The sequence below is a fragment of the Flavobacterium agri genome, assembly GCF_013401995.1.
In the GTDB taxonomy this organism is placed as follows: domain Bacteria; phylum Bacteroidota; class Bacteroidia; order Flavobacteriales; family Flavobacteriaceae; genus Flavobacterium; species Flavobacterium agri.
Genome location: NZ_JACBJI010000024.1, coordinates 1 through 3,146, shown reverse-complemented (window position 1 = coordinate 3,146; position 3,146 = coordinate 1). Strand labels below are relative to the sequence as shown.

General features: G+C 44.0%; 3 protein-coding genes. 1 reads left to right on the top strand and 2 read right to left on the bottom strand.

Annotated elements, in window-relative coordinates; genetic code table 11:
- The coding region (locus HZF10_RS17975; protein ID WP_217703412.1) for a hypothetical protein at nt 1-335 on the top strand (335 nt) is incomplete at its 5' end.
- Nucleotides 336-680: 345 nt separating this feature from the next.
- On the opposite strand, the gene HZF10_RS17800 is transcribed toward HZF10_RS17975, so the two are convergent.
- Together HZF10_RS17800 and HZF10_RS17795 are read right to left on the bottom strand one after the other, a co-directional pair.
- The gene (locus HZF10_RS17800; protein WP_176007594.1) at nt 681-1,211 is read right to left on the bottom strand and encodes a hypothetical protein; all 531 of its coding nucleotides are present in this window, start codon (nt 1,209-1,211) and stop codon (nt 681-683) included.
- Nucleotides 1,212-1,214: 3 nt separating this feature from the next.
- The coding region (locus tag HZF10_RS17795) for an RHS repeat domain-containing protein (protein ID WP_176007593.1) at nt 1,215-3,146 on the bottom strand (1,932 nt) is incomplete at its 5' end.

The following is a 3,146-nucleotide window of genomic DNA, read 5'->3' as shown; positions in this document are numbered from 1 at the left end:
GACAGTTTTTCGCTTTTTTCCAAGCCTTTGCGGCGTCAGGTACCCGCCTGTGCGATCATGGCGCAGGAAGACGGAAGTGTTTATTGACATTTTGCTTGCGCGCTGCGCAAAATGAGTGTCCGCGGGAAGATTCGGGAAAACTTGGGGAACGAAACACCGGTCTGAGGTTTGGGGACTGGAGTTGTGACTGTATTCTTGTAGCAAAAAATATTTCACATTTTTATTTGCTACAGAAATGTGTCAAAAAATTTATCGCTTCAAAAGTTGACACGGATGAACATGGGGTTTCCATCACTAATTTTGATACACGAGGTGTCGCTTTCCATCAATATTGATTGTTTTAAGGTTTTTTCTAATGTAAAAAGGAGTGCATAAAGCACTCCTTTTTGTTTGTTATTATTGAATTAATAATTGATTTACAAAACGTTATGATACTATATAGATGCCATCACTAATTCTGATACATTACCCAAAATGTTATGATGTCGTGTAGACACCATCACTAATTCTGGAACATTACCCAAACGTTGGTTGACAATAGGGATGCTTGGGAATTGGATTATTGCAAGGGCGGGTTGAAGTATTTGATTATGGGATTGAATGAAACACGGTGAAGTGTGGCTTTTTAACTTTTGGAATTTCAAACCGAAAGCAAATCATCAAAATTTGTTTTAAATGATTTAATTACAGTTCAGTTGCGAATAATTATCCTCCTCAATATAATATCCAAATTTCCTGTAATTCTCGATATTAGTTAGAATTTGAACCTTTCTTGGATTACCTCCAAGTTCCTTGTCTGCAAACTCCAATACTTCGTCAATTTTAATTCCAAGATTTGGACAATTGACAAATTTAAAAACTCGAAAATCGTTGCCATCAAAATAAAATATGCTACTGTAAGAAATAGAGGAAATAACAGGCGAGACATGATAGAAATGGCCTTTTACGAATTTAATTTTTGGCAGACCATCATCTGGTACTTTTTTATTGACATTCGTAGTGTCAGTTAAATCATAAATGCTATATCCAATTAATGTTCCATCTTCTGTATGGGAAAATCCATTTTCAACAATGGTCTTATATTGCGGGATGTTGTCGTTCAGGAAGGTCTCTATCTTTCGCAACGTTTCATTATTAGATAGAACTCCCGTCTTTACTGAGCTACAACCAAGAATTATTACTATACTGATGATAAGAAGAATTTGTTTCATAATTTATTGTCTTGCTGCTTTAATTTCTTCGTGAACCTTTTTTTGAACCTGATAAGCAGGAGGTTCGACTTCATAGTTATTTGTACGACCATTAGCTCTATCAATAATTGCCTCAATTGAATACGGATTAAGATTATGGTCAATCTCGTGAGATACCGTTCCTGTCATAGCGTCTGATTTTGTCAGCCCTGAATCCCAAATTCCTGTTTTTCCCAATACCGCAAACTTATTATTAGACAAGTCATCGAAATTTTTATCAAAAATTGTGATTGTCGCTTCTTTATAAATTGTATTTCCTTTTGAATCTACGATTGTTTCTGGTGTTCCATCAAAAGATTGAGTGTCTTTGTTCCAATTTAGCGCTTTTCCCGAAGCATCGTGAGGTTGATGAAGACCATATAATTTGCTGCCATTAGCGCCAGTATTTTCCTTATCAATCACTAAATTAACCTTTCCTTCGCTATCAGCAATGCCCTTAAACTGACTTTTAGCTTTCTCACTCTTAGACTCGTTAATGCCAGCAACTATAGTTTTAGTATCTTCTGTTGCGTTTTGACTTACCGTCAGATTTCCATTTTTATCAGTTGTATAGGTAATCGCCTTACCATCTACCCCAGGAATCCATTTGGCCTGCATTCCATCAGGGTCAACAAAAACAATTGGGTTATTGTAAGCGTAATCGTAGGGAGACCATCTCCTTGAAGTCTCCGCCAGCGGGTCAATATTCATCCACCTCCCAATCGCTGGGTCATAATTCCTTGCTCCATAGTCGTAGAAGTTAAGCCCCAGCTCATCCTGCCACTCCTTTCCATTGTACTTATACCGATACGTATTCCCCTCCGAAGATACCTGAATTATTCGTAATGTCGAAAAACCCGGGTCTTCCTGGAAGTTCTTCACGTCCGAGTTGTAGTTGGTGTGCTTGAGCCCGAACGGGTAGTAATGGTCTTCGTTGAGGATCTTGACTTCGTTGTCGCTCGGGTCAAGCGCGTAGTTCATGCGGATGTTGCCCAGGTGGTCCTTGTACTGGTAGACGTAGTTGAACTGGTAGGCGTTGCCGACCTTCGTAGCCTTGATGTAGCCTTCGGGATGCGCGATGAACTGCAGGGTGTTGTTCTCGTACTGGAAGCCCTGCTGGTAGACCGTCGTGGTCTGTTCCTGGTTGCTGCCGACCTGCTTGCTCACGAGCTTGCGGACTTTGGTGCCGGAGGCGTTGTATTGGTAGGTGATGAAGCTGCCGTCAAAGTATAGAATCTTCAATGGAAGGTTCAGGTGGTTGTAGGTGATCGTGCCGATGTCCTTGTTCTTGTCGGCGGTCATGTTGCCGTAGGTGTCGTAGCCGTAATCATCGCCCGTATTGCCGTCGTTGAAGCCCGAGGCGTGGGCTTCGAGGTCATCCACATCGACCAGTTTGTTGGTGTGGGGCTCGTAGGTATAGACCAGGTCGTCTATGGGCTGTACGGCCGTGAGGTCTTCGTAGTCGCCGTTGCGGCCCAAAGAGGTGATGTTGCCGTTCCTGTCGTAGGCCATCCACTCGTCGTAGGACCTGCTGCGCGGAACGTTCTCGTAAGGTCTTTGGTAATAGGCGTGCAGCAGGCGGTTCAGCCCGTCGTACTTATAGCCGTATTTGCGTTGGAAACCGTCCGAGGAACTTCTCCAGAACGTCTCGGAGATGTTGCCGTTGTAGAGCGGGCTGACCTCGTCGTCGAGGTCGTCCCCGACAGTGTCGTAGTTGATGCGGAACGAGAACAGGTCGCCTGAGGCGTGGCCCGGGTCGACGTCGTTGATGTCGGTGAGCCAGCCGCGGATGTTGTATTTGTAGTCGACGTGCTGCAGCGCGCCTGTGCCGATCTGGCCTACCTGCTTTTCGACGAGCTGGCCCAGGTCGTCGTAGGCGTTCAGGAAGATGCGCTCGTTGGTTCCGCCGTTCACCTG

Coding starts and splice junctions, on each gene's coding strand:
- HZF10_RS17800 (WP_176007594.1), bottom strand. CDS start 1,211: ATGAAACAAATTCTTCTTATCATCAGTATAGTAATAATTCTTGGTTGT.